The sequence below is a fragment of the Enterococcus sp. 4G2_DIV0659 genome (genome assembly GCF_002140715.2).
GTDB classification, from domain to species: Bacteria; Bacillota; Bacilli; order Lactobacillales; family Enterococcaceae; genus Enterococcus_L; species Enterococcus_L mansonii.
Genome location: NZ_NGLE02000001.1, coordinates 2417867 through 2441465, shown reverse-complemented (window position 1 = coordinate 2441465; position 23599 = coordinate 2417867). Strand labels below are relative to the sequence as shown.

Genomic DNA, 23599 nt, shown 5'->3' with positions numbered 1-23599 from the left:
TAACTAATTATCAGCTTGTTAGCTTAATTTTCATTCTTCGGTGCCAGCGTTAGAAACATGCTGCGTCCGTCCATTTTCGCTTTTTGTTCCACTGTAGCGATATCTGCAGTTTCTTCCGCCAAGCGATCAAGAACTTTCTGACCAATTTCTTTGTGGGTAATGGCACGGCCTTTAAAACGGATCGAAGCTTTCACTTTGTCCCCTTTTTCTAAGAATTTACGTGCATTACGAAGTTTTGTATTGAAGTCATTTACGTCGATTGTTGGACTTAAACGAACTTCTTTTACGTTGATCACTTTTTGTTTCTTACGAGCTTCACGCTCTTTCTTTTGCGTCTCGAAACGGAATTTCCCGTAATCCATAATTCGCGCAACAGGAGGTTTCGCAGTAGGTGCTACTAGAACTAAATCCAAGTTTGCAGTTTCAGCAATTTGTAATGCTTCTACTTTTGTTTTTACTCCTAATTGTTCTCCGTCTTGTCCGATCAAACGTAACTCGCGTGCACGAATGCCGTCGTTCACCATCATATCCTTTGCTATGGTCATTCACCTCCAAGTTTTTTAAGAGAAAATCATTGCTTAAGCTCTTTTCCTAAACGTCCGTTAGTATAAAAATACAATAAAAAACAGGCTCTGTAATACAGACCCCGCGATTATTCGGACTTATATCAATGATATAAGGAATCCAATATCCAGCCCAGTGACAGTGTCAACTAAGGCGAGAAGCGGGTGCTTCTGCTTTCATTTCTCAACTTTATTAGTATATTCTATTTATTTAGATTTGTCAATGCTTTTTTTGACTAAAGACAGAAACCCTTTATTTTGGGAGATTGGGTTTCTGCCTTCCTTTTCCTCGTTTACATATGGAGTAGTTCTTGTATTTTCAGCAATACACCATTCTCATCATTAGATAAAATAATTTCCTGTGCAGCGACTTTGACTGTGGGTTGCCCATTACTCATAACATAGCTGTATCCTGCATGTTTTAGCATTTCAAGATCGTTTCCGCTATCGCCAAATGCTGCAACTTCATGATTTTTTATCCCCCATAATTCTTGTAATTTCATCAGTCCGTGCGCTTTATGAATACCTGGAATGATTAAATCAATATCCCCATGTCCACTGGATACAGGAATAAGCTTCCCTTCTAATCCATCCTCTAATCGGCCTAACACGTCCGCCACTTGTTCAACAGGAAAACTCAACGCAAATTTAAAAAGAGTGTCCTCTTGTACCTCAAATAAATCAGGAACTTTCTTTAATCGATGGTAATACTTACTACCGTGTTCAATAAACGATTTCGGTTCCTGCTCAGCAACATAGGCACTCTTTTTTCCACAAAGAATCGTATGACCTTCTTTAAAATCCGCTAAAATAGTCAATACTTCATGAACCGTTTCAAGATCAATCTCACCAGTAAATACTTCCTCGCCTTCGCTCACAATGTAAGCCCCATTTTCCGCCACAAATGATAATTCCGCATCAATTTCTGGAAAAAAAGATTTAAGTTGGTAATATTGATTTCCACTTGATATAACAAAACGAATTCCTTTTTGTTTCATCATTTGATACAACTGAGCAAAGGTTTCTCGATCATAATCTTGTTGACTATTTAAAAAAGTGCCATCCATGTCCACCGCAATCATTTTTACTGTCATTTTTTCGCTTCCTTTCATTTTTCATCTATAGGTGATTGACGCATGTCTCTCTTTACTTATCTATATTGTACTATACTTTTTAGGTTACAAAACAAAAAACTTCATTCTATCCTTTAAGCATCTAGTTACTTAAATCGATAAAATGAAGCAATTTTTTATTTTTCATCAACTAATAATTAGTGAACTATCACTAGTCAAACTAGTAATTTCCTAGAAAAAGATAAATGATCGAATAAACGCTATATCTATCTTATATGCCCTAGGCTATCCCTGTAGTCCCTACAGTTCTTTACTTTTTATGTTCGTATATTTTTTAATCCTTGAACTAATACTTGAATACTAGCTGCAGTCTCTGAATCATTTTGTCCTTTTTTAGCATTGATATCCTGAGTAAACATTTGACTTAGCTGTGTATTATCTGAATGTTCAGAACATTTCCCGCATGCAGAAACTTTAATTAATCGTTTGTTATACCAAGATACTTTGTATTCTAGTTTTGATACAAATAATGCCCAAGAGACATCGGAAACCCCTCGATGTAGCTTACTATTTCTAAAAAAATCATTTTGATGGATATCTTCTATGCAAATCAAATCATATTTTCTAACTAGTTCTGTTGTGATTTTATTCAAAAAATCAATACGCTGATTCATTAATTTTTCCCGCATTTTTGCTACTTTCAGTTTTTGCTTCTGATAGTTTTTTTGCTGGGTGATATCAGTTCCTTTTACTTTAGCAATTTCTTTGCGTCGTGTCAATTTTCGTTCTTCTCTAGTGATCCGCTGCTCAAATTCTTTTGTAAATTTATCATTGTCGATACGTCTACCATTAGACAATACAGCGAATTCCGAAGTACCTAAGGTGATCCCGATAGCAGAGTATGTTTTTTCCACTGTAGGTATTTCTGCTTCACACAAGATCGAAACAAAATATTTATTGCTGGGCGATAAAGAAATTGTTGCTGACTTTATTTTCCCTATTATTGGACGGTGCATTTTCATTTTTATCAATGATTTTAGTTTCGGTACTTTTAGATATTTTTCATCAATAATTTTAATCGTGCCGTTTTGATTATTTGTTGTATACGAACTAACAGCATCTTTTTTTTGTTTTAATTTTGGAAACCCCACTGATTTTTCTCTATGAAATTTTTTGAATGCCCGATCCAAATAAACTTGTGCATTTGATAATGCTAAACTATCTACTTCTTTTAAACAAGGGTGTTCTTTTTTAAATTGAGCAGGTGTCGGCATTTTCACTTTTAGTTCAGGTTGTTCTTTCAATGTTTTAAAAAGCTGAATTCTTTCCTGTAATAAAAGATTGTGCACTAGTCGAACGCAAGAAAATGTTTTTTTGATAAAGACTTCTTGCGATAAGGTAGGGTAAAGTCTGTATTTGTACGCTTTTAACACCTTCATTATTTAACCACCTTAACAATGAGCTATGTATTGTTCCCCAAAACGCTAGGCTCATTCGTTACTTCTTGCTTTTCATCCCATTTTTTAAAAAGCCTAGCTAAGAAAAAATGATTCTTTTTTCTTAGCTAGCATTTTATTTCCCAAAGGAATTATTCTTGATTCCCTTTGGCTTTTTTTTCTTCAATTTTTGCACGGTAACCTTCAACTTCATCTTCAGAACAATACACATAATGTTCTGGTGTGATTTCTCTTAGTTTACGTTCTTTATTATCTTCTGGCTGAGGTTTATAAACGATTCGTTTACGCGTACGCTCATAGTCTGGATCAGGTAAAGGAATCGCTGATAATAAACTTTCAGTATACGGATGTACACCAAAGTTATACACATCATCACTTGAACCCATCTCCAATAATCTACCACTGTGCATAACACCGATACGGTCACTGATATGTTTTACCATTGATAAATCATGGGCAATAAACAAATATGTTAGTCCCGCATCTTTTTGTAAGTCTTGCAATAAGTTGACCACTTGAGCTTGAATCGATACGTCTAAGGCTGAAATCGGCTCATCACAAATGATAAAGCGGGGATCGACAGCTAAAGCTCTCGCAATTCCGATACGTTGACGTTGTCCACCTGAAAATTCATGTGGATAACGTGTGCCGTGGCTCGGATCAAGTCCAACAACTTTTAGTAATTCATTGACCTTTGATTCACGTTCAGCAGCATCTTTGGCTAAATTGTTGATGTCGATCCCTTCAGCAATGATATCATTGACTTTCATTCTAGGGTTCAACGAAGCATAAGGATCTTGGAAAATCATTTGCACTTCACGACGAAAGGCCTGCATTGCTGATTTTGAACGAATTTTGCTAATATCGTCACCATCAAAAATGATTTCTCCATCAGTCGGATCATATAAACGGATCACACTACGACCAGTCGTTGATTTTCCACTACCAGATTCTCCAACCAACCCGAATGTTTCCCCTTCATAGATATGAAAACTAATATCGTCAACTGCTTTAACTTCATCAGGACGACCAACGTTAAAATATTGTTTTAGTCCTTTAACATCTAAAAGTACTTTTCTTTTTTCACTCATTATTTAACGCCTCCTGCAGTCGTATTATGGCGTTCAGCATAAATCGCCCAACGTCTTACAATTTCAGCTGGAGGAGTGATTTTTGGCGCTTGAGGCGCTAATAACCACGTTGCAGCTTTATGAGTCGGTGATACTTCAAAGTATGGTGGTGCTTCTTCTGCATCGATTTTCATCGCAAATTCATTACGCGGATAAAAAGCATCTCCTTTTGGTGGGTCCAATAAATCCGGAGGTGAACCAGGAATCGCATAGAGTTTGTCTTCTGTTCCTTCCATCGTCGGCATTGAACCAAGTAGGCCCCATGTATATGGATGTTGAGGATTATAGAAAATTTCTTCTGATGTCCCAACTTCCACAAGACGACCACCATACATTACAGCTACACGATCAGCAACGTTTGCTACTACACCTAAATCATGAGTGATAAAGATGATTGATGTGCTGATTTTTTGTTGTAAGTCTTTTAATAGTTCTAAAATTTGTGCTTGGATCGTTACATCCAAGGCTGTTGTTGGCTCATCAGCAATCAGAACTTCTGGATAACAAATCAAAGCGATCGCGATTACGATACGTTGACGTTGTCCACCTGAAAATTGGTGAGGATAGTTTTTCAAACGTTTTTCAGCGTTTGGAATTCCTACTAATTTCAATAGCTCTAATGCTTGATCCAAGCCTTCTTTTTTGACACTTTATTGTGTTTGATCAATGATTCAGCCACTTGTTTGCCGATTGGCATTGTTGGATCTAAAGATGTCATTGGATCTTGGAAAATCATTGCAATTTCTTTACCACGAATGGTTTGCATTTGTTTTTCCGATTTGTGTACAATATCTTCACCTTTAAACAGAATTTCTCCATTGTCGATGTTTGCATTGCTGCTCAATAATCGCATGATACTTCTAGTAGTTACTGATTTTCCACTACCAGACTCTCCTACGATTGCAAGAGTTTCTCCCTTATACAGATCAAAACTAACACCACGGATAGCATTTACTTTCCCAGCAAACGTATCAAAAGAAATCTGTAAGTCTTTTACTTCTAATACTTTTTCCATAGTCATTCACTCTACTCTTTCATCTTAGGATCGAAGGCATCACGTAGTCCGTCAGCTAACAAGTTGAAACAAATCATTACGACTGACAGTGTTACGGCAGGAATCCACATTAAATATGGAAGGAAACGGAACGTTTTATATCCTTCATTTAATAATGTTCCAAGTGAAGCGGTCGGCGGTCTTAATCCTAAACCGATGAAACTTAGAAACGCTTCGAAGAAAATTGCCGATGGAATACTGAACATCATTTGAACGATGATTACGCTTGAGATGTTCGGCAAAATATGTTTTACGGCGATCTTCATACGAGATTCACCTAATGTTTGAGCAGCTAACACAAACTCTTGATCTTTTAGTTTCAAGGTCTGAGCCCGCACGATTCTGGCCATTGAAATCCAGTTGGTAATAACCATCGCTAAAACGATTGATAAAATACCTGGATCAAAAACAGTCAGCATCAAGATCATAACAACTAAGTTAGGAATACCAGAAAGAACTTCTAAGACACGCTGCATCACTGTATCTACACGACCACCTAATAATCCTGAAATCAATCCATACGTTACACCGATTGTGATATCAAGCAAAGCTGCGATAAACGCAATCAATAATGAAATACGTGTTCCCATGAATAGACGACTTAATACATCGCGGCCTAAACCGTCTGTTCCTAAATAGAAATTCACATTGTCTGGAACTTTGGCTTGTGCATATTTATCTACCATTCTACCAGCAACACTGGCTGTACCGTTAAATCCATTAATACTGTCTAAAAACGGAATACGCGGCGGTAAATTAATATAAGCAACATTTTGCTGTGTCGGATCATGTGGTGACACCCAAATCGTGATAATCGAAATAAAGATGATAATTCCTAAAAACGCTAAGGAAATTACAGCCGCTTTATTCTTTTTCAATCGACGCCAAGAATCTTGTAAAAAGCTTAATGACGGTGTTGCAATACGTTCTCTTTCCTTTGTTGTCGATGTATCCAAAGGTTGGAATTCTTTTGCAGGTATTTCTTTGATTTTTTCTGGGACATTATTTAAGTCAACTGTTTCCATTAACCTTTGGCACCTCCTGAAACACGAATTCTTGGATCAATCAATCCATAAAGTAAGTCAACGATTAAAATAACGAATACTAACAAAGCTGAATAAAGAATCGTTACCGCCATAATCGTTGGATAGTCGTTTGTCATAATTGATTTTACAAACTGTTCACCGATACCTGGAATAGCGAAAATATTTTCAACAACTAATGATCCTGTCATCAAACCAACCGCAAGTGGGCCTAACAACGTAATCAAAGGAATCAAACTGTTTCTAAGTCCGTGTCTAAAAGCAACCTGCCAGCGGCTTAATCCTTTTGCACGCGCTAGCTCTACATAGTCACTATGTAAAACTTCAACCATTTCGGTTCGAATAAACCTAGCGGAATCGGCCATCGGGCTCATCGCAAGAGCAATCGTCGGAAGGATTGTATATGCAAAACCGTTCCACATTGCAATCGGTAAGACTTTTAATTTCATCGCAAATACATATTGTAGTAATACAGCAAAGACGAAGTTAGGAATCGAACGTCCTAAAATAGCCATTAACGTCGCTAATGTATCTACCCAAGTATTTTGGCGCATTGCTGCGATGATTCCTAGAAGAATCCCTACTAATGTACCAAAAATAATTGCTTGTCCACCTAATTGGACGGATGGTCCGATACGACCTGCTAGAAGTTTTGCTACTGGCTGGTTTTTGAATTGGAATGAAATCCCAAAATCACCTACCACAAGATTTTTTAAGTAAATTCCATATTGAACGATTACCGGTTTATCTAAGCCAGACTGCTTGTTCAACATAGCGATTGTTTCTGGACTAAGTTTTTCTTGGTTGGTATAAGGAGTACCTGGTAATAATTGCATTAAGAAAAACGTAATCGTTGCGATCAGCCACAATGTGATGATCATAAAGAAGACCCGTTTAAGAAAATATTTTCCAAAACTGTTCAAGAATGACACCTCCGAGATTATTTTGACTTCATCAGCTTTTTTCGATAAAGTAAGGATAGAAAATTTTAGATAAGGATGAGCACATGAAAAACTTTAAATGGCCCTTGATTACCTCAGCGGTCTCAAGCATCGGTATTTTTACTTACCTATTAATAAAACAGTCACTGACTATCCCTTTTGTATCGGATACCTTCTTCATTGTTTCATTGTTCTTTCTGATTATCGGTGTTGCCCTTTGGATTATGTCCTCAGGATTTTTTGATAATTTCCAACGTTTTATGAAAATGCATTTTCGTTTTAAAAAGAAAAATGAACCGAAAGAATTTATTCCATTTTCAGAGATTGGCAAAGCACATCAGCTTTACTGGCTTGAAACTGGTGGTATCCTGCTGATTGTTTCTTTATTATTTTACTTTTTATGAGCAAAGATAGCAAGAGAGAGAAATATAAACTCCTCTGAATCTGACTAAGCTTGCTTCTATTTTAGGTAAATGGCAAAACAGAAGCAGCTCAGTTAAAATAAGCTGAAATTCACGGAAATTGAAACCCAATTTCCGTGAATTTCTTTTTATTTCTCAGAGCTTAGCACTTCTGTTTCAGCTTCATTTATTGAAAACTATTTAGATTATTCTGAAATGTATGTCCATTTGTAATCATATTGCGCACCTGCTGGATGGAAACCAACATCTTTTACTTTTTCAGCACGTAAGTGAGCTTCTGCTTTTTGGAACAGAGGAATGACACCCATGTCGCCCATGATTGTTTTCTCTGCATCAACTAAGTTTTCCCAACGTTTTTCAGGATCGTTAGCATTTGTCGTTGAAGCTAATTTTAATAGCTTATCGTATTCAGGATTGCTGTAATGACCACGGTTATAAGGCACACCTGTTTGGAATAGATCTAAGAAACTACTTGGATCTACATAGTCAGCTCCCCATCCACCAATAACAGCTTTAAAGTCACCTTTATTTGAACGGTCTAAACGAACTGAGAATGGTACTGGACTTACTGTCACTTTTGTTCCTTCTAAGTTGTCTTGAATTGAACTTTGAACGAATTCTACTGTTTTCTTAGATGAATCAGCATCAGAAGATAAAATATCAATGTCTAATGTTTTAATACCTAATTCTTTCTTCGCTTTTTCCCAATATTCTTTTGCTTTTTCTTTATTGTATTCGATCTTGTCTCCAGCCGCTTTAGTGAAGTCTTCTTTCCCATCTGGGCTTGTTGACATGTCTGCTGGTACTAATCCTTTTGGTTCTACAGAGCCATCACCTAGGATTTTTTCAACTAAAGATTTACGGTCAATTGAATAAGCAATTGCTTTTCTTAGGTTAGCGTTTCTATAAGGTGAATCTTTATCAATTTGGTTTAATTCCATATATTGAGTTGATGCTTCTTTTTGGATAACTAATTGTGGATCGTTTGCCGCTTGTTGTGCTAACTCACCAGTTAATTGAATATCATCAGCTTGACCATCTTGGAATAAATTATATGAAGTTGGTGCTTCTTTTACTACATTTGTTTTAATGGCATCCAATTTGACAGTGTCAGCATCCCAATACTCTTTATTTTTCTTATATGTCCATTCTGTATCAGTTCCTGGTCCATCGAAATCAGCTAAAACAAATGGTCCGTTGTAAACTGCATTGTCACTGTTTGCTGCATAATCTTTACCATATTTTTCCACGATATCTTTTCTTTGCGGGAAGAATGATGGGAACGCTAATAGATAATCAAAATAAGGAGTTGCTTTTTCTAAATTGATTTCTAACTCATAATCTCCCACTGCTTTAATACCTAATTCAGCTTTGTCTTTCTTACCTGCTGCAATATCTCCGCCATTTTTTACTGATTCATAAAGGTAGGCATATTCTGAAGCTGTCGCAGGATCAACTGTCCGTTGCCATCCGTAAACATAGTCTTCTGCTTTTACAGGTTTGCCGTCTGACCATTTAGACTTTTCGTTTAATTTAATTTTGTAAGTAAGTCCATCTTCACTGACTTCTGCTTTTTCAGCAGCTCCAGCAGGTTCTGGCTTATTATCTAAATTTAAACGATAAATCCCTTCATACACATTATTTAATGCAGTAAAACTGATCTTGTCTGTCGCTACTGATAAATCAGCACTTGGCATTTCTTGCAATTCATTGATACGTAAAATTTGCTCGCCGCTTGGTTTGCCATCGGCTGCTTTTGAGCTACCTGAATCGTCTGTTTTTGTGCCTCCATTACCGCACGCTGCTAGTGATAAACTAAATAAAGTGATGAATCCAAAAGCAAATGACTTCTTTAACTTCATTCTTTTTTCCTCCCTAAAAGACCCTAAGTATTTTCTGAAAAATCAGAATTTAATAATTATTTATTGTTCTGAGGTATAGTTTACAATTTTTAGATTAAAAAATCAAGAATAATCTTATTTTTTCTTAATCCCTGCATCATTAAATTATACATTCATTAGAAGTTGTTTCTTAGAATAACATTTTGTAAAGCAGTTGTCTTCCTATAAAAAAGTATGTTAGATTAGTAGTGGTCATTGAAAAACTAAAAATGACGTCATCATCATCAATTTTTAAACCCTAATTACTTCACATTGTTTTTTACTTCTCAACAAATGTCGTTAACCCACGTTTGTTTTGGAACAACGTTTTTTTTGCAACGAATAAACATCAGAAAAAGGAGGATTTAGATGAATCATTCATCTTTTTTCAAAGAATTAATTGTATTTAATAAACCTAAAAAAGCACCATTACGCCTGATTGGTGCTGGGATCTGCATGGCCGTACCATTATTTATTGGTTACTTTTCTAACAATTTATTGATTGGAAGTTTTGGCTCACTTGGCATTTTTACATTCCTTTATTACCAAACACTTCCATTAAAGGAACTCTTGATTCATTTAAGTGCTGTTGGGGCTTTTTTATTTTGTGGTAACCTTATTGGTGTTCTTAGTACCCACATTCCTTGGATGATTCCAATTGCAATTGCTTTGGTTTCATTTTTTGCTCGGATTATTTTTCGCTTGTACAAAATTGCCAAACCTGGGGCTTTTTTTATTGTTATGGTCACCGCAATGGGGAGTGGTACTAAAATTCCATTAGCACACATTCCTATAATGATGAGCTATGTATTGTTAGGAATTGTAACTTCTCTTGTAGTTGCAGTTGTTTTATATCTGGTGGAAGGAGAAACTGCTATTCCTCAAAAGAAAATTTCTTTACAAGAGCGCCTTTATACAGATCCAGCGGCTTTACTTGATGCTTTACATTATGCAGCTATTTTATTTCTAGCAACTTATATTAGTCAGTCCTTGCACTTAACAAATGCTTACTGGATGGTTGTCTCGTGTGCTGCAGTTTTGCAAGGAGATAACTTGCGGGCAATCATGCAGCGAAATGTTCAGAGAATTTTCGGCACGATGATCGGGTTATTGATTGCGGCTTTTTTATTAAACATTTCCTTTACTTCGTTAGAAACCATTTTATTGATTTGTTTCTTTTTTATAATGGTGGAATTTTTCATCAAAAGAAATTATACAATCGCAAATTGTTTCACGACACCAATGTCCTTATTGCTTGCTAATTTGGCTCGCCCACAATATTTAGTGAGTTTGCTGAATTATCGTTTGATTGGGATCGTCTTGGGTAGTCTTTTAGGACTTTTAGGTGCTTTTGTGTTAACTACTTGTTTAACTTTTTACAACCGTGCTTACCAACTAAATGAAAATTTAGATCAAGAAACAGAATAACTTTAGCTAGTCTAGCATTATTACTTGGAGGTTTATTTATGAAAATCAAAAAACCTGTAGCACCTTTACTACCAAAACTGACCGAAACTGATTTCATTTCTATTGATGACGAAATCATTATTGAAGGATTAGCTGTAAAAGAACAAGATTTAAGTTATCAAGATGTCCGAAATCTAGTTTTTCGAGAATGTCACTTTGATAAATTAACGATGAATCGGAATCACCTAGAACGTTTTGAATGCAGTAATGTCCTCTTCGATCATTGTGATTTTTCCAATACAGAGTGGATTGGCGCCAGTTTCCATCAAGTCCATTTTCGCCAATGTAAATTAACGGGAACCAATTTTGCCGAGAGTTATTTAAGAGATTGTCTATTTGAAGATTGTTTAGCTGATTATTCTTCCTTTAGTGTAACCAATCAAAAGGTCGTTACTTTTAAGGAGACTAGTTTGAACGATACCGAATTTGTTGAAGTAAGTTGGAACAATCTGTTGTTTGAACAATGCTCACTCACAGGGAGTAATTGGTTCCATACTAAATTAGCTGGCATGGATTTCACTAAAACGACTTTTGAAAAAATTGCGTTTTCAAAAGAATTACTAAAAGGGTTGATCGTTACTCAAGAACAAGCGATAACAATTGCTGCTGGTTTAGGGTTAATTATTGAAGATTAGTCGCCATTCATTTACTACCAATGGATAAGCTGCCATTCACAAAAATTACTTTTGGATTTTTACGAATGGCGGCTTATTTTAGCGTTTTTTCATGACTAAGTTAAAAAGAAGTTAATTTTTTACTTAAACAGAATCTAAAAATTTTACTTCATGTCTTTTTTTGGTAAACTAACATAAGTTGAGAATTATTCTCAATTAGCACAACGCGTTATGGTTCTGTCTAAAAAAAGCGGTGGTGATTGCAAGAACCATTCATCCGTTCATTTTTGTTCAAACCCTACATTACGCAAAGCTTCATCATTTTAAGGAGGATTTGTCAATGAAAAAAAATCTTATTGAACTTTGGGGCGACCTAGTTGATTTAAAAGATTTGATTATAGCTATTGCTATTTGCAGCGTGACAACTATGGGGAGTTTTTTTTTAGCGCCTGCACAAGATACTACAAAACAATTGTTTTTTGGGCTGGGAGGCGCTGTTCTTGGTTTTATTATCAGTACATTTTTAATCAAGCCCAAACGAACAGTGATTGAGGAGGAGGATAACTGATGGATACTGGATTACTCTTTCAAATGCTTCTAGCTGTTTTAGGCGCAGTTGCTTTATACATTTATCGGTTTTGTTCCGGGTACCGATGAGACGTCTGTTTTGATGCCAGTTACATTAGCCGTCGTTTTAGCAGGTGTTCAACCGATTGTTGTCTTAACCTTCTTTATCTCAGCGATTATTACGTTAAACTTGATGAATGCTATTCCAACAGCCTTGGTTGGCTTGCCAGGTGGTGTAATGTCTACGCCGATGATCGAACACGCATTATATTTAAAAGAGCGAGGAATGGCGGCAATCAGTATAAAAAAAATGGCCACAGGTTCTATTATTGGAACAGCCATTGCCATACCGGTCAGCTTACTGTTAGCCAACATTTTGGCACCATTCTCAGATTCAGTAAAAGAGTATGCTCCTTTATTATTTGTTTTCGGTGCGATCTTTTTATCTTTGATCGGGAAAAATAAATTACTAGCATTAATCAGTATCATTCCTCTTGGGTTACTTTTTCAAGGTCTGCGCTATTTATACTGGGGCGTTGGAGCCGTTCCACAAGAGAAAAATGTAACCGTCTCTTTCTTTTTAGGAATCACAATTGGTCCCTTACTCGTTTCACTGCTAGGTTTATTAAATAAACAAAGTAGAGATACTCTACCTAGACAGGAAGAAAATAACATACGTTTAAATAAAGTTGATGATACACAAGCCTTGCTCCATCCATTTCAAACAATTACGAAAAAAGAAGCTAGCACAAGCGTAATCGTCTCTTTGCTTTCCAACTTTTTGTTCTTTTTAAGTCCAGTCGGTTTAACGATTTTATTTGGTGAAGCTGTCGCAAATAAAGAAAAAGATCCTGTGAAAAAAGCAAGTATGGCGATCACTTCGATGAGTGCATTATCTCATGCAACATATCTTTCCGGCGTGATCATTCCACTAATTGCTTTAGGAATCCCGTTATCACCTGTAGCTGTGGGGCCTGCAAATGCCCTGTTCAATGCGCCGCCTGTTTTTACCTTAGATCGTAATATTCATCATTTATTAAGCACTGGTGAATTTGTTTTTGCCATTCTTTTTGCAGGAATCATCGCTTCTGCTATCACTTATTTTATCGCAATGAAATATGCTCGTCAGATGACCGCTTTTGTTTTGAAAAAAATTCCACATGAAGCAATACTTGGTTTATTTATTGGGTTTATTTTATTATTAGCGTACATGGATGCTGGTTTGATCAATATTTTTGGTGTTTTGCTGGTAGGAATCGTTTGTGGTACTCTAAATAAAATGGGCGTCAATTATGGTGTTCAATTTATGATTCTCTACGCTGCACCATGGATTACAACCCATCTGATTTTTTAAAACGAAGGGCTGTTAGTAAAATGAATAAAGAAAACATCGGTCATGGTCAAGCAACAGGGAAAATCATTTTGTTAGGTGAACATTCAGTCGTGTATGGCAAACCAGCAATTGCTTTTCCTTTTCGGGCAACTGCTCTCTCAACAACGGTTGTTCCAAATTCTGTCTTGACTTTACATTGTCAATATTATTCTGGCGAGCTTGCAAAAGCTCCTCAGCGTTTAAATAGTGTCAAAGAAGTAGTTAAACAAACATTGCTGGCGCTTCAGCAAGAAAAAGTCTCTCTTGATATTACCATCACTAGCACAATTCCTGCCGAACGTGGTATGGGATCAAGTGCGGCGGTCGCAGTATCTATCGTACGTGCACTATATGATTATTTTGACGTTACCTGTCCATCAGAAACGTTGTTGTCTTTGGTAAATCGTGCGGAAAAAATTGCTCACGGTAACCCTAGCGGCATTGATGCAGCAGCTACCAGTGGACATGAACCACTATTTTTCATAAAAGGACAACCCTTAGAAAGCTTTCCGATGAATGTGTCAAATGCTTATTTGATTGTTGCTGACACAGGTATCAAAGGCCAGACTAGAGAAGCAGTTAGCGATGTCGCTCACTTATTTGAAGAAGACAAAGAAAGCACTTCACAACACATCAGTGAACTAGGTCGATTGACTGTTCTTGCTAAACAAGCGATTTTAGCAGATGATTGTCGTGCTTTAGGACAGATTATGAATCAAGCACAAGAACAGCTAGAGGCATTGACTGTTAGTAATGAACAATTGGACAATCTGATCCAAACAGCGCGAAAAAATGGCGCTTTAGGCGCAAAATTAACTGGTGGTGGACGCGGCGGTTGTATGATTGCTTTAACTGATTCTAAAAACAACGCTGAAAAAATCGCCGTATCGTTAGAATCTGCTGGTGCTGTAGCAACCTGGATTCAATCATTAGGAGTGAAAAATTAATGTACGCTGGAAAAGCACGAGCTTACACAAATATTGCTTTAATCAAATATTGGGGCAAAAAAGATGAACAATTGATACTACCAATGAATAGTAGTCTTTCTTTAACCTTAGATGCGTTTTACACTGAAACAAGTGTCTATTTCGGTGAAGCACTGACTGAAGATACATTTTTTTTAGATGGAAAAAAGCAAGACCTTAAACAGACAGCTAAAATTTCTAAATTTTTAGATCTTGTTCGTCAGCAACAAAATATATCACTCTTCGCTAAAGTTGAGAGCCAAAATTTTGTACCAACCGCAGCTGGTCTGGCTTCTTCTGCTAGTGGTTTAGCTGCTTTAGCTGGTGCATGTAGTGTAGCTTTAAATTTGCACTTGAGCAAAACAGAGCTCTCTCGCTTAGCAAGACGGGGTTCGGGCTCTGCTTGCCGTAGTATTTTTGGAGGATTTTCTGAATGGCAAAAAGGAGATTCCAATCAGAACTCATTTGCTCAACAGATTCCTTCCAATAAATGGGAAGACGAATTAGCGATGGTATTTGTTCTAGTTGATGATGGCGTAAAAGATATTTCCAGTCGAGATGGTATGAGGCGCACCGTTGAAACATCGAGCTTTTACTCAGGTTGGCTTGAAACAATTGACACTGATCTGGAAACAGCAAAACAAGCTATCTTAGAAAAAGATTTCATAAGATTAGGAGAAGTTACCGAAGCGAATGGGCTTCGCATGCACGGAACTACATTAGCTGCTGTGCCGCCATTTACTTATTGGTCACCTGAAAGCTTGAACGTCATGCAATTAGTGCGTACAGCTCGCCAACAAGGTCTGCCCTGCTACTTTACAATGGATGCAGGTCCAAATGTTAAAATTTTAGTAGAAAAGAAAAATGTAACTGCGTTAACGCAGTTTTTAGCAGAGCATCTATCTGAAAAACAACTAATCACAGCTTATGCAGGACCAGAAATTGCGTTGATTCCTCTAGAAAGGTTGGAAGAAAAATGATAGAAGTTTCCACACCAGGTAAACTGTTTATCGCTGGCGAATATGCCGTTGTCGAACCTGGACATCCAGCAATTATTGTTGCTGTAGATCAATTTGTGACTGTCACACTTGAATCCGCAGAAAATGTGGGCAGCATTCAATCTGCTCAATTCAGCTCGTTGCCGGTACACTGGACAAGACGAAATAATAAACTCGTTCTAGATATTCGAGAAAATCCCTTTCACTATGTACTGGCTGCCATTCGTCTAACTGAACTATATGCTCAAGAACAGCACAAAGAACTATCTTTTTATCACTTGAAAGTTACCAGCGAGCTGGACAATTCAACGGGGCGAAAATACGGGTTAGGTTCCAGTGGTGCTGTGACAGTTGCAACCGTCAGAGCATTAAGTCTTTTTTATGATTTAAAGATAAAAGAAGAAGAAATATTCAAACTATCTGCATTAGCTCATTTAGAAGTGCAAGGAAATGGTTCTTGTGGAGATATCGCAGCAAGTTGCTATGGCGGTTGGATTGCTTTTTCGACCTTCGATCATCAATGGGTCAAGGAACAAGTTCAAAAACAAGCCTTGACAGCTTTACTGCAAGCAACTTGGCCAAATTTAATGATCCAGCCATTACCTGTTCCTAAAAAACTACGGCTATTGATTGGTTGGACGGGCAGTCCAGCTTCTACCTCTGATTTAGTGGATCAAGTTCACCAATCAAGAGACAGCCAAGAAACCGCCTATCAAGAATTTCTTCAACAAAGCAAACACTGCGTTGAAACAATGATTTCAGGGTTTTATACAGACAATATCTCTTTAATCCAAACACAAATTCAAAAAAATCGCCAACTACTCCAACAATTAACATCAATTACTGGTGTTATAATCGAAACGCCTGCATTGAAAAAACTATGTAATTTAGCTGAGCAATATGGCGGTTCAGCTAAGTCCTCTGGTGCAGGTGGTGGCGATTGCGGTATTGTTTTATTCAAACAAAAATCGGGCATTTTGCCTTTAATGAGCTCTTGGGAAAAAGAAGGAATCACGCCTTTACCATTACATGTATATTTTTACGGAAAGCAGGAACAAGATGAATCGAAAAGATGAACACCTCTCTTTAGCAAAAGCCTTTCATAAAGAAAAGACTAATGACTTTGATCAAATCCGTTTTGTTCACCATTCATTTTCGGAAATAGCCACAGAAGAGGTCGATATCTCTACTTCTTTTCTTAATTTCACCTTTAAACAACCATTTTATATCAATGCTATGACTGGTGGTAGCGCACGTGCAAAAGACATCAATCAACAATTGGGAATCATTGCTAGAGAAACCGGTGTAATGGTGGCAACTGGCTCGGTCAATGCAGCGTTAAAAGATTCTGATTTAGCTGAAACCTACCAAATCATGCGGAAAGAAAATCCAAATGGGATCATCTTAACCAATATAGGCGCTGGTCTTTCTTTGGAAGAAGCTAAAAGAGCTGTTGACCTTTTTCAAGCCGATGGACTACAAATTCATGTGAATATTCCGCAAGAGTTAGTGATGCCAGAAGGAGATCGTGATTTTCATGGCTGGTTGGATACTATTGAAGATATTGTCGCTCACTTATCTGTTCCTGTAATCGTTAAAGAAGTTGGTTTTGGCATGAGCAGTGAAACGATTGAACAATTAATCCAGCGTGGTGTAAAAGCTGTTGATGTCAGCGGTCAAGGCGGCACAAGTTTTACTCAAATTGAAAATGCTCGTCGGAAGAAAAGAGAATTGGACTTTTTAACTGATTGGGGACAATCAACGGTGATTTCACTCTTAGAATCGATGAATTGGCAGCGTGATTTGACGGTTTTAGCTTCTGGCGGCGTGCGACAATCACTGGATATCGTCAAAGCACTTAGTTTAGGAGCTAAAAGTGTGGGAATTGCTGGCACTATTTTAAATCATTTGATGACAAACGGGGTAGATGAAACAATCGAACTTTTTCGCCAATGGGAAGAGGAACTTCAAATGTTGTACACATTGCTCGGGAAGAAAACAACGGCTGAACTTACGACAACAGATATTATTTTTTCTGGCGAGATTATTCATTGGTGTGAAAGCCGTGGGATTGCTTATCAGCGATTTGCTAAGAGAAGTAAATAAAAACGGCTAGGACAGAAGCGTTCAGTCCCAAGAAAGGGAGCGCTTCTGCTCTAGCCGTTTATTCGATTTGTGGGGGTCTAAGATATAATTTTTAGCGCTATGTCCTAGGCCCCTATAAAATAGGTTTCTGTCCTAACCTATCCTTCATACGCTTTCCTCAAAGCAGCTATATCAATCCGTTTCATCTTATACAATTCCTGCATCACACGATATGCTCGATCTGGATCCGAATTATCAAGTAGTTCCTCCATATCCGTTGTAACAGTTTGCCAGCAAACACCATACTCATCTTCCATCCAACCACACGGCCATTCTTTCCCTTTTACAGTGACTGCATCCCACAATCGATCAATTTCTGATTGATCTTTGCAATAGACATAAAAAGACGTCGCCATCGTAAAGGTGAAATCATGTGCCTCACCACTATCCATCACCCGAAATGGCTGACCATGCATTGTAAATAATGCTTGGGCGACAGTACCATCTGGATTTTTTTGGACATATTCTACATTGCCGTCACCAAAAATGTCGATCCACTGATTCATCGCTTCTTCTGCTTTGCCAAATTGGTTTCCAGTAAATAAAAAGCTAGGCGCAATTGACTGTGGTTTATCGCCTAAAACTAATTGCCATGAGACACCATATTGATCATTCAACCACCCATATTTTTTACTGAATGGATATTCCCCAAATTCCATCAATACTTCTCCATTATGACTTAAGGTTTCCCACAACTTGTTAATTTGTTCTTCTGTTTCACATTCTACAAAGAAAGAAATTGCTGGCGTAAACGCAAACTCTGGTCCGCCATTTAACAAAATAATTTCTTGTCCTGCAAGTGTTAGCGAAACCGTCAATACAGAGCCTTTGGGTTGATGCTCACTATCGACATAGTAATCAACTTTATTGATTTTGCCTTGTTCAAACGCATTTACATAAAACTCTGCTGCTTCTTCTACTTTTCCGTCAAACCATAAACATGGAGAAAATTTAGACATCTTTGACCATCCTTTCTTGAGAAAACGACTTTTTTAAGCATCCTTCAATTCCATTGTTCTCTCTTTATTATATAGAGAGTGCGGTAGTTTTAAAACTATTCACCCTTTGAAATTGTAAAGTGGTCGAATCACTTCTCGAATGTCCATTGTGTCTTTTACATCTTCCATTAATTGTTTCATCGGTTTATACGCTTTTGGTGCTTCATCGATTGTTTTCTTTGAAACTGAAGTCGTCCAAACGTGCTTCATGGCATATTGATAACTTTCAAGACTAATTCTTGCTTTCGCTTGGGAGCGACTTAATAATCTCCCTGCACCATGTGGTCCTGACTGATTCCAATCTAAATTTCCCTTTCCTATCGCTAGAATACTGCCATCTTTCATGTTTAAAGGAACAATGATTTTTTCACCAAGCTTAGCTGAAACGGCTCCTTTTCTTAACAGGTTATTTTCTAAATCAATATAATTGTGCGGGCAATCAAATGATTCAATCATCGCTTTCTTCCACTTCATTCCTTTGATGATGGTTTCAGCCATCACTTTGCGGTTCATAGCGGCATATGCTTGAGCGATTTTCATGTCATTTAAATAATTTGTTAACTCATCACCCGTAACATAAGATAATTCATATGGAATTTTGACTAACTCTCGTTTTTGAGTTAGTTTCTCAGCATCTTGAATATTCCCCATTTTCTTGGCAGATGTTGCAGATTGCTTTAAATTTTTTCTTAATTGAGACAATTTTTGATAGGCTACTTCTTGATGATATTCAGCAATCTCTTTACCCAAAATTCGACTACCACTATGAATGACTAAATACAAGCCGTCTGTTCCTTCATTCACTTCAATAAAATGATTTCCTCCACCAAGAGTCCCTAAACTCCTTAGTGCCCAACCTTTATGAATGGGCGCATTGATTTTTCCTAATTCAAAAAAATGCTGGCTTTTCTCATGTGTATGCGAACCACTTGGTATTCTCGTTCGAATAATTCGATCTAGCTTATCAAAATTTGTTTTGATTGATTTATTTAATTTGACTACATGCAATCCACAACCGATATCCACCCCAACTAAATTAGGCACGACTTTATCTTGGATGGTCATCGTTGTTCCAATCACACATCCTGAGCCAGTATGTGTATCTGGCATAATTCTGATTTGACTTTCTTTGGCAAATTCTTGATTGCATAAAGACATGATTTGTCCGATTGTACTCTCTTCTAACATGTCAGTAAAAACTTGTGCTTCGTTGTATTTTCCTTTAATTGTTAACATTCTGATTCCTCGTTCTTTTTTTATTCGGAATGCAAAATGACGGCTGCATTCCTTAGCCGGTTTGTTTTTCTCCTTTTGTTCCACTCATTGGACTCACCTCCATAAAATTTCAAAAAAACCGCCGATCAAAAAATGATCGACGGCTTATCTTTTTAAGAACTCTACTTGATTGGTTCTATACACTGAAAGAGAGAGCAAAAACACATGATTTTTGCACTTGTCTTACGATAAGATAACACTCTACAACCCATTTTTGACAATGACTAGCTGTGAATTGATTCATTTTCATTTTGCTCCCTCCTTTCTTCTTTGTTATTTTTCTATGGTATCATTTTATAATTTATTTTGTCAATATACAATTTTATTCTTTACGATTGCTATTTTTACCCCTCTTAATCAAATAATTTTCTGAAATTCACTTGATTTTTTACTCTTTTATAGCCTTGATGTTCATAAAATTTGTGCGCTTCGGTTCTTTCTACACCTGAATTTAGCCGAATGCCTTTTACACCGGCTTCTTTTGCCCATTGTTCGGCGTGATTAAGCAAAGATTTTCCTAGCCCTTGTCCATGTAACGTTTCATCTACTACTAGAGCCATGACATTCATCAACTTCGGTCCATAAGTACAGACGTATTCACTTAGTTGGATGTAGCCAACTACTTTTCCTTCTGCTTCTTGTACAAATAATTTATTGACAGGTGATGAAAGTATATAACTCAACTGTTCTTTAGCCTCTTCAAATCGATACTCATGATTTAATAGATACGTGTTTAATTGATTGATTGCTTCGATATCTTCTATTTTCGCTTCCCTAATCATCATTATCTATTCCTCCAACTTTGATTACCATCATTATACTCCTTTTCATAAAAAAGAAGTATAACTTTTTAACTACTCTTCTCACTTTATGCAATTAACCATTAGTTTTTGTTATCTTTGAAGCATTTCCCCTCCGAATAGTGTTAATTTTTTATGTTAAAAAGATTTTGGGACAATCGTCCTTTCTCAAAACAAAATCGAACTCGTTTTTGCTATTACGCATAGGTTTCTCTCCATGTATTTAGCTAAATTCCTCAAATTTAGTACCATGAACGCTAAATCAATGGCAACCGTCATTCCCAGTTGACCTCGCAAGTGGAAACAATGGAACGCCAATTGAGTCTTTGTATGATGAACCACACAAGTCATTCTCCCAATCGAAGTAAGAGCATTAAACACTAGCTTATAATTCAATAAACGCTACTATGCGTACTCACTCTTTTTTACTTCTTAATCTCTTATTATGATTACGGCTCTTAAATGTCAAGGATACACACCCAATTCCCAAAAGATAATCGCTTTATATCCCCCTTTTTTAAGAACTTCATATGCGCCTGTTTCCAATTTAAGCCCTTCTTTTCCATCCGACCAATGACGACTAATTTCAAATTCTCCCATTTCTTTAGTATCATTTTTGTAGATAATTATCTGTTGTTCCCCTAAAATTTCTTCTATATCATCACTTTTTTTGTAACGAATAGCCTGTGGTAAGACAATAGATGAATCTTCTTCATGAGTAAGCTTTTGTGTTAATTTCACATTTAACGCCCAATTTGTACGCCGAGAACGTTGATCAGCAACAATCAATGGTGCTGATAATAAAGGCATTTCTACCCTCGTTTTATTTCCAACTGTATGCACCCCGAAATCGATATCTGCGGGAAGTGATGTGATTTCTAAAGCTCCTTGTTTATAGATAAATGTCACTTCTTGAATCAATTCTGTAAATTTACCTGCTGTATTCCCTTGCGCTTCTTGAAAAAAGTAATCGTCGATTTCAGGGGGAGTTACTTGCCAAGAATCTCCTAAATTACCTGTTAATTCTGTAGAATTTTTGATTTTGTTCCCCTTGATATCTTTGTAATGAATAGTAACCGGTTCTCCTTGAGCGATTAATGCATTGAGCGTTAACGTTACATCCATCTGATTTTGATCACGAAGCAAATAATTGTACGTCAACTGCTTCGGTGGTTCACTGTAGGTTCCTGAAATACTAGCTTTTCCAGTAATCTTATCGTATTGCCAGCCAGACTCCTCAATATTTACATTTCCAGCTACTAGCTTAGAAAACTGAGTAAAGTCAATAAACCACCTTCCTTTTTCGTAATATATATCAGCTGTTGCAGCCTGATTGTGAAAATCTGAACTTTTAAAATCAAGTAGTGAATTGTTTGTCACATCTATGCTAGTTAAATGGTTGAACTGAACATAGAGTGAAGACAGTTTAGGATTATTTGTGACATCAAGAACATTTAATTGATTGCTATTTGCTCGCAAATACAATAATTCAGCTTGATTAGTTACATCTAACTCTGTCAAAAAATTCATTCCACAATTAAGTGTTTTTAAAAGTGGTAAATGTTGAATATTAAGTTTCTTTAATTTATTACTATCAACATGCAAGCTACTTAATTGTTTATTATTTTGAGTATCTAGTTCTGTTAATCCATTTCTTCCAACAGTAAGTTCCGACAATTTCGGATTATTAGTAGTATCTAGTTTCATTAACTTATTGTTATCAGCAGTCAATGTAAGTAGCTCCGTGTTATATTTAATATCTAGTTCACTCAAATCATTATTTCCAATTTCTAGTATTTGTAGCTTTAAATTTTGACTTAAATCAATCGTTGTCAGCTTATTTGATCCAACAGACAAGTGTTGAAGTTCAGGATTTTGTGTAACATCAAGCTTTGTTAAACTAATATTTCCAGCTACGAAAGTCTTCAATTTGGGATTTTGTCTTACATCGATTGATTTTATTTTAGTTTTCGTAAGATAAAGTTGAAACAATTTCGGATTGTTTGATACATCTAGTGTGATCAGTGGAGTATTATTAGCTAATATTGTCCCAATAGTAGGATTACTCTTAAGATTCAGTTCTTCTAGTGGATTCGAATCAACATACAGTGTCTGCAGTAGACTATTTTGGCTTAAATCAATCGTTTTTAAACGATTTCTTGAAAAATAAAGCCCGATGAGTTGTTTATTGTTTGATACATCAATCTCATTTATCTGATTGTCTTCAATATACAAGTTTTTTAATCGGGGATTTTGACGTACATCAATCGCAGTTAATTTATTTCCTCTGGCTTCTAGACTGTTTAGGGTTACATTTGCTCGAAGATCCAACTCAGTTAACTGGTTGTTCGAAATCTTTAAGTCTAACAAATATGTATTTTTGGAAAGATCAACTGTTGTTAACCCTAGTCCATTACAATTCAAACTTTCTAAAAACGAAAAAAATTCGATCCCTTTAATGGACTTTATTTTTAACTTACTTAAATTCAGTTCTTTAACCGTTTTGATCATCTCTTGAGTTAAGCTTTCACTGCCTTTAGCAATGGTGTTTTTTACATATTCCTGAAAAATAGGGTCAGGAAAGTTTTGGCTATCAATCGCCACTTCTCCAACAAATAAATGACCCTTGTCATTCGTTTGCGCATCTACACATAGACTGCCATATGGAGAAAAAATAAAAAAACAGCTCAAAAAAACAATCCCCATCCATTCTACTAGTCTCTTCTTCATACCAATTCCTCTTTTCTATCAATTCATACAATACATCTACTATTACTATACTACACAACACAGTTATTTTAAACAGTCTGAAACTACCTAAAAAGCTTTATAAAA

Annotated in this window: 20 protein-coding genes and 1 pseudogene; 9 read left to right on the top strand and 12 right to left on the bottom strand. The window is 36.6% G+C overall.

Annotated features, from left to right (window positions below; genetic code table 11):
• Positions 1 to 23: 23 nt before the first annotated feature.
• The 7 genes and pseudogenes from infC to opp1B all read right to left on the bottom strand — a co-directional run bounded on the left by infC (position 24) and on the right by opp1B (position 7243).
• On the bottom strand, positions 24 to 545 hold the full coding sequence (infC, locus tag A5880_RS11330; protein WP_010763961.1) for a translation initiation factor IF-3: 522 nt from the start codon (positions 543 to 545) through the stop codon (positions 24 to 26).
• 311 nt (positions 546 to 856) lie between these two features.
• Positions 857 to 1657: a Cof-type HAD-IIB family hydrolase gene (locus tag A5880_RS11325; protein ID WP_086329146.1), complete on the bottom strand. Its 801-nt coding sequence runs from the start codon at positions 1655 to 1657 to the stop codon at positions 857 to 859.
• Positions 1658 to 1953: 296 nt separating this feature from the next.
• Positions 1954 to 3075 carry an RNA-guided endonuclease TnpB family protein gene (locus A5880_RS11320; RefSeq protein ID WP_086329145.1) on the bottom strand — a complete coding sequence of 374 codons (1122 nt, stop codon included), beginning with the start codon at positions 3073 to 3075 and terminating at the stop codon, positions 1954 to 1956.
• A 149-nt stretch (positions 3076 to 3224) separates the two neighbouring features.
• On the bottom strand, positions 3225 to 4184 hold the full coding sequence (locus A5880_RS11315; RefSeq protein ID WP_086329144.1) for an ABC transporter ATP-binding protein: 960 nt from the start codon (positions 4182 to 4184) through the stop codon (positions 3225 to 3227).
• Positions 4184 to 5244: pseudogene (gene opp1D / locus A5880_RS11310) on the bottom strand (oligopeptide ABC transporter ATP-binding protein Opp1D). Before opp1D ends, A5880_RS11315 begins: the two are co-directional and overlap by 1 nt.
• A 5-nt stretch (positions 5245 to 5249) precedes the next feature.
• A complete protein-coding gene (gene opp3C, locus A5880_RS11305) occupies positions 5250 to 6302 on the bottom strand; it encodes an oligopeptide ABC transporter permease (protein WP_086329142.1) in 1053 nt (350 codons plus the stop codon).
• Positions 6302 to 7243, bottom strand: a complete 942-nt coding sequence (opp1B, locus tag A5880_RS11300) for an oligopeptide ABC transporter permease Opp1B (protein ID WP_086329141.1) — start codon at positions 7241 to 7243, stop codon at positions 6302 to 6304. The genes opp3C and opp1B overlap by 1 nt, the downstream gene beginning before the upstream one ends.
• 83 nt (positions 7244 to 7326) lie before the next feature.
• Between opp1B and A5880_RS11295 the strand changes: the two genes are divergently transcribed.
• Positions 7327 to 7665, top strand: coding sequence for a DUF3899 domain-containing protein (locus tag A5880_RS11295; RefSeq protein ID WP_086329140.1), 339 nt, complete (start codon positions 7327 to 7329; stop codon positions 7663 to 7665).
• A 203-nt stretch (positions 7666 to 7868) separates the two neighbouring features.
• On the opposite strand, the gene A5880_RS11290 is transcribed toward A5880_RS11295, so the two are convergent.
• Positions 7869 to 9545: a peptide ABC transporter substrate-binding protein gene (locus A5880_RS11290; protein ID WP_086329139.1), complete on the bottom strand. Its 1677-nt coding sequence runs from the start codon at positions 9543 to 9545 to the stop codon at positions 7869 to 7871.
• A 387-nt stretch (positions 9546 to 9932) separates the two neighbouring features.
• Here A5880_RS11290 and A5880_RS11285 point away from each other — a divergent pair, with 387 nt between their 5' ends.
• The 8 genes from A5880_RS11285 (at position 9933) to fni (ending at position 17652) form a co-directional block, all read left to right on the top strand.
• On the top strand, positions 9933 to 10991 hold the full coding sequence (locus tag A5880_RS11285) for an FUSC family protein (protein ID WP_086329138.1): 1059 nt from the start codon (positions 9933 to 9935) through the stop codon (positions 10989 to 10991).
• Between the two features lie 38 nt (positions 10992 to 11029).
• Entirely contained in the window at positions 11030 to 11665 is a 636-nt protein-coding gene (locus A5880_RS11280) for a pentapeptide repeat-containing protein (protein WP_086329137.1), read from the top strand.
• Positions 11666 to 11984: 319 nt separating this feature from the next.
• Positions 11985 to 12212, top strand: a complete 228-nt coding sequence (locus A5880_RS11275) for a hypothetical protein (RefSeq protein ID WP_086329136.1) — start codon at positions 11985 to 11987, stop codon at positions 12210 to 12212.
• Positions 12213 to 12314: 102 nt separating this feature from the next.
• The gene (locus tag A5880_RS11270; protein ID WP_336577143.1) at positions 12315 to 13565 is read left to right on the top strand and encodes a tripartite tricarboxylate transporter permease; all 1251 of its coding nucleotides are present in this window, start codon (positions 12315 to 12317) and stop codon (positions 13563 to 13565) included.
• 20 nt (positions 13566 to 13585) lie between these two features.
• Entirely contained in the window at positions 13586 to 14530 is a 945-nt protein-coding gene (gene mvk / locus A5880_RS11265; protein WP_086330287.1) for a mevalonate kinase, read from the top strand.
• Positions 14530 to 15528 (top strand): diphosphomevalonate decarboxylase, encoded by a 999-nt coding sequence (gene mvaD / locus A5880_RS11260; protein WP_086329134.1) that lies wholly within the window; start codon positions 14530 to 14532, stop codon positions 15526 to 15528. Before mvk ends, mvaD begins: the two co-directional genes overlap by 1 nt.
• Positions 15525 to 16622 carry a phosphomevalonate kinase gene (locus A5880_RS11255; protein ID WP_086329133.1) on the top strand — a complete coding sequence of 366 codons (1098 nt, stop codon included), beginning with the start codon at positions 15525 to 15527 and terminating at the stop codon, positions 16620 to 16622. The genes mvaD and A5880_RS11255 overlap by 4 nt, the downstream gene beginning before the upstream one ends.
• Entirely contained in the window at positions 16606 to 17652 is a 1047-nt protein-coding gene (gene fni, locus A5880_RS11250) for a type 2 isopentenyl-diphosphate Delta-isomerase (protein ID WP_086329132.1), read from the top strand. The genes A5880_RS11255 and fni overlap by 17 nt, the downstream gene beginning before the upstream one ends.
• A gap of 137 nt (positions 17653 to 17789) precedes the next feature.
• Here fni and A5880_RS11245 read toward each other — a convergent pair whose 3' ends face one another.
• The 4 genes from A5880_RS11245 to A5880_RS11230 form a co-directional block, all read right to left on the bottom strand.
• Positions 17790 to 18650, bottom strand: coding sequence for a VOC family protein (locus tag A5880_RS11245; RefSeq protein WP_086329131.1), 861 nt, complete (start codon positions 18648 to 18650; stop codon positions 17790 to 17792).
• 99 nt (positions 18651 to 18749) lie between these two features.
• Positions 18750 to 19925: an RtcB family protein gene (locus A5880_RS11240; RefSeq protein ID WP_086330286.1), complete on the bottom strand. Its 1176-nt coding sequence runs from the start codon at positions 19923 to 19925 to the stop codon at positions 18750 to 18752.
• 392 nt (positions 19926 to 20317) lie between these two features.
• Complete coding sequence (locus A5880_RS11235; protein ID WP_086329130.1) at positions 20318 to 20749, bottom strand: GNAT family N-acetyltransferase; 432 nt, start codon at positions 20747 to 20749, stop codon at positions 20318 to 20320.
• A gap of 480 nt (positions 20750 to 21229) precedes the next feature.
• Positions 21230 to 23494, bottom strand: a complete 2265-nt coding sequence (locus tag A5880_RS11230) for a MucBP domain-containing protein (protein ID WP_086329129.1) — start codon at positions 23492 to 23494, stop codon at positions 21230 to 21232.
• Positions 23495 to 23599: the final 105 nt, after the last annotated feature.

Excerpts from the sequence above, each read along its gene's own strand:
- infC (WP_010763961.1), bottom strand. The coding sequence starts at position 545 with ATGACCATAGCAAAGGATATGATGGTGAACGACGGCATTCGTGCACGC.
- A5880_RS11325 (WP_086329146.1), bottom strand. The coding sequence starts at position 1,657 with ATGACAGTAAAAATGATTGCGGTGGACATGGATGGCACTTTTTTAAAT.
- A5880_RS11320 (WP_086329145.1), bottom strand. The coding sequence starts at position 3,075 with ATGAAGGTGTTAAAAGCGTACAAATACAGACTTTACCCTACCTTATCG.
- A5880_RS11315 (WP_086329144.1), bottom strand. The coding sequence starts at position 4,184 with ATGAGTGAAAAAAGAAAAGTACTTTTAGATGTTAAAGGACTAAAACAA.
- opp3C (WP_086329142.1), bottom strand. The coding sequence starts at position 6,302 with ATGGAAACAGTTGACTTAAATAATGTCCCAGAAAAAATCAAAGAAATA.
- A5880_RS11295 (WP_086329140.1), top strand. The coding sequence starts at position 7,327 with ATGAAAAACTTTAAATGGCCCTTGATTACCTCAGCGGTCTCAAGCATC.
- A5880_RS11290 (WP_086329139.1), bottom strand. The coding sequence starts at position 9,545 with ATGAAGTTAAAGAAGTCATTTGCTTTTGGATTCATCACTTTATTTAGT.
- A5880_RS11285 (WP_086329138.1), top strand. The coding sequence starts at position 9,933 with ATGAATCATTCATCTTTTTTCAAAGAATTAATTGTATTTAATAAACCT.
- A5880_RS11280 (WP_086329137.1), top strand. The coding sequence starts at position 11,030 with ATGAAAATCAAAAAACCTGTAGCACCTTTACTACCAAAACTGACCGAA.
- A5880_RS11275 (WP_086329136.1), top strand. The coding sequence starts at position 11,985 with ATGAAAAAAAATCTTATTGAACTTTGGGGCGACCTAGTTGATTTAAAA.
- A5880_RS11270 (WP_336577143.1), top strand. The coding sequence starts at position 12,315 with ATGCCAGTTACATTAGCCGTCGTTTTAGCAGGTGTTCAACCGATTGTT.
- mvk (WP_086330287.1), top strand. The coding sequence starts at position 13,586 with ATGAATAAAGAAAACATCGGTCATGGTCAAGCAACAGGGAAAATCATT.
- mvaD (WP_086329134.1), top strand. The coding sequence starts at position 14,530 with ATGTACGCTGGAAAAGCACGAGCTTACACAAATATTGCTTTAATCAAA.
- A5880_RS11255 (WP_086329133.1), top strand. The coding sequence starts at position 15,525 with ATGATAGAAGTTTCCACACCAGGTAAACTGTTTATCGCTGGCGAATAT.
- fni (WP_086329132.1), top strand. The coding sequence starts at position 16,606 with ATGAATCGAAAAGATGAACACCTCTCTTTAGCAAAAGCCTTTCATAAA.
- A5880_RS11245 (WP_086329131.1), bottom strand. The coding sequence starts at position 18,650 with ATGTCTAAATTTTCTCCATGTTTATGGTTTGACGGAAAAGTAGAAGAA.
- A5880_RS11240 (WP_086330286.1), bottom strand. The coding sequence starts at position 19,925 with ATGTTAACAATTAAAGGAAAATACAACGAAGCACAAGTTTTTACTGAC.
- A5880_RS11235 (WP_086329130.1), bottom strand. The coding sequence starts at position 20,749 with ATGATGATTAGGGAAGCGAAAATAGAAGATATCGAAGCAATCAATCAA.
- A5880_RS11230 (WP_086329129.1), bottom strand. The coding sequence starts at position 23,494 with ATGAAGAAGAGACTAGTAGAATGGATGGGGATTGTTTTTTTGAGCTGT.